7 protein-coding genes are annotated in these 4,529 nt (G+C 41.6%); 2 read left to right on the forward strand and 5 right to left on the reverse strand.

Translation table 11 applies throughout. The features are described 5' to 3' along the window. The 5 genes from H6S82_RS19685 to H6S82_RS19705 all read right to left on the reverse strand — a co-directional run. Positions 1-230 (reverse strand): SOS response-associated peptidase family protein (locus tag H6S82_RS19685; protein WP_191056593.1); only part of this gene is annotated, 230 nt, incomplete at its 3' end. A 41-nt stretch (positions 231-271) separates the two neighbouring features. Continuing rightward, positions 272-817 (reverse strand): pentapeptide repeat-containing protein, encoded by a 546-nt coding sequence (locus H6S82_RS19690; RefSeq protein ID WP_242057033.1) that lies wholly within the window; start codon positions 815-817, stop codon positions 272-274. Between the two features lie 53 nt (positions 818-870). Next, positions 871-1,098, reverse strand: a complete 228-nt coding sequence (locus H6S82_RS19695; RefSeq protein ID WP_190465554.1) for a DUF167 domain-containing protein — start codon at positions 1,096-1,098, stop codon at positions 871-873. Further along, on the reverse strand, positions 1,082-1,510 hold the full coding sequence (locus H6S82_RS19700; RefSeq protein WP_190465552.1) for a DUF2809 domain-containing protein: 429 nt from the start codon (positions 1,508-1,510) through the stop codon (positions 1,082-1,084). Before H6S82_RS19700 ends, H6S82_RS19695 begins: the two co-directional genes overlap by 17 nt. 215 nt (positions 1,511-1,725) lie before the next feature. Beyond that, positions 1,726-2,244, reverse strand: a complete 519-nt coding sequence (locus H6S82_RS19705; RefSeq protein ID WP_190465551.1) for a DUF2231 domain-containing protein — start codon at positions 2,242-2,244, stop codon at positions 1,726-1,728. 482 nt (positions 2,245-2,726) lie between these two features. Here H6S82_RS19705 and H6S82_RS19710 point away from each other — a divergent pair, with 482 nt between their 5' ends. Together H6S82_RS19710 and H6S82_RS19715 are read left to right on the forward strand one after the other, a co-directional pair. Further along, complete coding sequence (locus H6S82_RS19710; RefSeq protein WP_190465549.1) at positions 2,727-3,758, forward strand: hemerythrin domain-containing protein; 1,032 nt, start codon at positions 2,727-2,729, stop codon at positions 3,756-3,758. Positions 3,759-4,038: 280 nt separating this feature from the next. Further along, positions 4,039-4,497 carry a hemerythrin domain-containing protein gene (locus tag H6S82_RS19715; protein ID WP_190465547.1) on the forward strand — a complete coding sequence of 153 codons (459 nt, stop codon included), beginning with the start codon at positions 4,039-4,041 and terminating at the stop codon, positions 4,495-4,497. The last annotated feature ends 32 nt before the right edge of the window (positions 4,498-4,529 follow it).

The raw sequence follows: 4,529 nt of genomic DNA on the forward strand, positions 1-4,529 counted from the left end.
CGCGCATTAATCAGCTTAGCGCCCATTTTAATATCTTTAGCCCAAGATGGAATTAAACCCCAACGCAACATTTTTAATTCCCGTTCTTTATCCTCAGAATTTACCAGAACTGTCGGTACTGATTGCGTTGGTGCAATGTTATATCTTGGCGATAAGTTCGGAACAGAGGATAGGTGGAATAGCTGGGCTACTATCTCATCTGGCTGAGTAAAGCTAAATCTTCCGCACATATCTTTAGGGAAAGTTTGTCTATTTATTTTAACAAATTTCTCTACTTATTGCCACATTTATTACCTTTATTACCTATTTTTTCTAAAATGACATTTACCCGTTTGATAAGATATTCTCTTTGTTCTATTCCCATTGCGCCTTCCAGACTGGCACCTTTGAGATTAGCGCCTTCCAAGTTAGCACCTCTTAGATTAGCGCCTCTTAGATCCGCGTTTTCCAAGTTGGCATTTTTGAGGTTAGCATTTTCCAAATTCGCACCGCTGAGGTTAGCACCTCTTAAATTTGACGGTACTAATTCCAGGCCATTTCCGCACCTAAACTGAACTAACTCCCCGCTCAAATTAGCATTGCTCAAATCGACGTTACTGAGATTGGCATCTTCCAGGTTCGCACCTGTCAAGCTAGCACCTCTCAGATTAGCATTTTGTAAATTGCAACTTGGGCAATATTTAGATTGCAACAACTCTGTTACTGTTGCGTTACTGTTACTGTAGTTGACTTGGCTCTTAACTTGTTGTAAATTAATCCCAGTAGAGCCAAAGATTAAAGTTATTACAGATAGAGATAATTTCAAATATTTCATCATAGTGGAGTGGTGTGTAATTATTAATTAAGTTGAGATGGTGGGCACTGCCCACCCTACTGTTCTGTATCTATTTCGACTAGCTTGGTTTTTGAGGATAAACCTGACTTGATGGTGATTTTGGATTTGGGTACATCAAACTTTTCTGCCAAGACTTTAATCAACTCTTCATTAGCTTTGCCATCTACGGGCGGCGATTTCAAATGTACCGATAAACTTCCATCTGCGGCTTCTTCAATTTTTTGCTGTTTTGAATTAGGTTTGACTTTAACTTGTTTTTTCATTTTGTCTCTTTTTTGCTACGTGCAATCTCCACAATTGTCGCAACCATAACCAACCGACGAGCGAGCCGATCGCATAATGGGGAAAATCCCACCAGACAAAGGTTGTTCCCAGCAGCAATTTCCCCCAAAGCTGGGCGCGGATGGCTTGTAAAAACGGCGGATGCCAAAGTTGTAGAATTTCGAGTATACAAGTAACTATGAATACCCATATTGGTATTTTAACCAGCGCTGGGCGGTTTGGGATGAGTAAAAATACGAATAAACACCAGAAGATTTCGTAAAGAACGCCACCGCCATAGTCATTGAACCACCAATCGCCTGGGCCTTTGTAGTATTTTGATAAAAAGCCCAGCGGCGTGACGATGATGAGAGAGAGGATTGTTAGCTGACGAAGAGTTGCTTTTTGAAGCATTTAGGGAAAAACAAAAACCTGTCCGCTCTCAATTATCGCTCAGACAGGTATAGCTATGGGAAAGGTCAAAAGTCAAAAGTCATTTTTTTGATTTGTTGGGTTGAGTGAAGCGAAACCCAACGCTTTAGTTGGGTTTCATACCTCAACCCAAACTACGAATTTTTTTCTCCTCTGCTGCTAGAGCGGTTTCACAGATTTTATCGGGAAAGGAGTAATTATCTGCGTGCGTCGCCGTAGCCAATTACAGCAACTTTATGGCGATAGACTAATTCGGCACCGTACCAACCGGAAAAACCGAGAAGGGTAGCTACGAATATGGAAATAATCAGTCCTGTAGGTAAAATTGCGCCTGCGTAGTTGCCCCAACGCAGAATGAGGTTGACAGTTGTTAGGAGAATAGCTACAACATTGAGTAGCATATGCGCCCAACCTGCGCTGCGCTTGCGGACTCGTTCAATTTTTAGGAAATCCATCAAGCCGGTGATTGCTGCTAGTATGCCAATCGCTAAACCAGCGACGATTAGCCAAAAAGAACCCCGCGCCCAGAAGAGATCTTTTGTCCACCAATATACCAAGTCAGTTGCCGCTACTCCCACTAGAAAAGCTATTGGTAAAGTAACGATCAGTGGATGGAGGGGATGACCTGCGATCGCTACTGTACTTGTTACCCCGCTATCGCGATAATCCGTCTCATCGCTTTCAATTAACGGGGGGAGATTTGGAGTTTGTGTCATGTCGGTTTCTCTCGTTTTTTAACGTTGCTAATGTAGATAATTTCTCAGGAGATTTTCTTTATATCGGCTTAATTAACTTGTTCGGACTGGGTAATTTTATTTCGGACGAATTGCATCAACACCACCCCAGTCCAGACTGTTATGGCCTCACTCCTTTATCTCCTTTTTCCCTTTCATTGAGTCAATTTATTCTATAGAGATCGATAGCGTATCTGTCTGGCGATGGAGAAAATACATGACGTTTATCTATCTATAAGTAGAAACTTAAACTAAAGGTACTCTCAGGCTGCGATCTAGCACTTTAGGAACTTGCTTAAATAGTGTGATTTCAACTAAATTATCACTAAATGTTTATATGGATTAAGACTTATGGTAATTGAATGATAATTCAGTCAAAAGAGAGATGGCTGACATTCAATATTGTGTGATTCTCGTATAAGATTCAATCGCACAATAACACGATAATAAGAGGAGAACAAACGATGGTATCGACTCTTGACGACACCAAGCGTACAGCTATTGCAGTTAAATTAGCTGACATCAAAGCATTGCAAAACTTGCTCATTAGTAACGAGCAATTGCTGCTGAATCAATGTGGGGATCAAGAAATATGCGATCGCCTGCGAGATATGCTCAATGACGACCAGAAAAACCTCGGTGTTTTGGACACTGTAATTGTTCAGTACGGTGTCAAGGGAGACCCGAAAGAAACCACCCAGGAAATGATCGAAAAGACTCAGAAATTGATGCAAGGTTCTGAGTTAACTTTGTATGAAAAGTTCGCCCATCACGAACTGCTCAAGCACGGTCAAGTGATGAAAGGTTTGCTGGTTCACAAAGCCGCCCAAGTTGTTGGTGCTGATGTGGAAGCCGCTATCACTCCTTTGAACACGGTCAACTTTGAGAACCGCGCTCATCAAGAGCAACTCAAAGGAATTCTGGAAATTCTGGGCACTCGCGAACTGACCGGTAAAGATCCGGATCAAGGCATTTGGGCTCGCGTTCAAGATGCGATCGCTGCTTTCACAGGCGTTGCGGGTAGCGTTGTCACTCGCAGCAAGAGCGATATGAATATTCAAGAGCTGATCAGAATGGATCACACCAAGGTGAATACTCTGTTCGCTCAAGTTCAATCTACTAACGATCCTCAAAAGCTGCAAGAATATTTCGGCCAAATCTACAAGGATTTGAGCGCTCACTCGGAAGCTGAAGAACAAATTGTTTACCCAGCAGTACGTTCTTACTACGAAAAGACAGACGATCTGTATAAAGAACAAGCTGAAATGAAGCAGCTGCTGGAACGAATTAAGTCTATCAGCCCCTCTTCACCTAACTTCAAAGACGAAGTTAAACAGCTGATGAATGCTGTGATGCACCACGTCCAGCAAGAAGAAAACGAAATGTTCCGGAAAATCAACGACAATTTCAGCGAACAGCAACAGGAACAAATGGCTACAGATTTCAAGACAGCCAAGAGCAAGATCCAAGATAAAATGGCTGCTTCCATGAAGTAGTAGTCTGTTGAAACTCTATTAAATCTAGGAATGCTAAAAAGTCAGCTTCCTGGATTTAATAAACCAGAGATTGTTAGTTTTAGCAATGGTTGTGGTAGTCTGTCTAGGAGGGCTTAAAACGTAACCTCCTAGATTTTTTAAGGTTATAAAAATCTTAGTAATTACCAAAAATATTTACCGAATACAGGCGTTTACACTCAGTCGAGAGACGGATGAATTGACTATTTTTTATATGCGATGCTCAAAAGAGTTACACTTACTTTTTCAGGAGGCAATCAAAATGGACGCTGTTGAATTAATCAAATCAGATCATCGCAAAGTCGAAAAAATTTTCTCACAAATTGAGAAAACGGAAGACCCCGATAAACTCTACGAATACTTCAACGAACTTTACACAGAGTTAAACGTACACGCCCAAGCGGAAGAGTTAACCTTGTATCCGGCAATGCGCGACCATCAAGAAACTGAGGACTTGGTTGAAGAAGCAGAAGAAGAACACGATGAAGCTAAGATATTGCTGGAGGAAATTAAATCTCTCAGTCCCAGTTCACCTGAATTTAAGGAAAAAATTAGACAATTAAAAGAAGAGGTTCTGCATCATGTAGAGGAAGAAGAAAGCGAAATATTGCCGCAAGTGAGCGAGTACATGAGCGAAGCAGAATTGAACCAAGTTGCTGAGGAATTTCAAGATACTAAAAGCAGGTTACAGGATGATATTTCAGAAGCTGCCAGTCGTTGAATTTCCGTAGTTGTAGGGTGGGCATTGCCCAC

Source organism: Planktothrix sp. FACHB-1355, assembly GCF_014748295.1.
GTDB lineage: Bacteria > Cyanobacteriota > Cyanobacteriia > Cyanobacteriales > Aerosakkonemataceae > Aerosakkonema > Aerosakkonema funiforme_A.

What these genes read in the sequence shown, in the direction of transcription:
- H6S82_RS19690 (WP_242057033.1), bottom strand. Translation starts at nt 817, where the DNA reads ATGATGAAATATTTGAAATTATCTCTATCTGTAATAACTTTAATCTTT.
- H6S82_RS19695 (WP_190465554.1), bottom strand. Translation starts at nt 1,098, where the DNA reads ATGAAAAAACAAGTTAAAGTCAAACCTAATTCAAAACAGCAAAAAATT.
- H6S82_RS19700 (WP_190465552.1), bottom strand. Translation starts at nt 1,510, where the DNA reads ATGCTTCAAAAAGCAACTCTTCGTCAGCTAACAATCCTCTCTCTCATC.
- H6S82_RS19705 (WP_190465551.1), bottom strand. Translation starts at nt 2,244, where the DNA reads ATGACACAAACTCCAAATCTCCCCCCGTTAATTGAAAGCGATGAGACG.
- H6S82_RS19710 (WP_190465549.1), top strand. Translation starts at nt 2,727, where the DNA reads ATGGTATCGACTCTTGACGACACCAAGCGTACAGCTATTGCAGTTAAA.
- H6S82_RS19715 (WP_190465547.1), top strand. Translation starts at nt 4,039, where the DNA reads ATGGACGCTGTTGAATTAATCAAATCAGATCATCGCAAAGTCGAAAAA.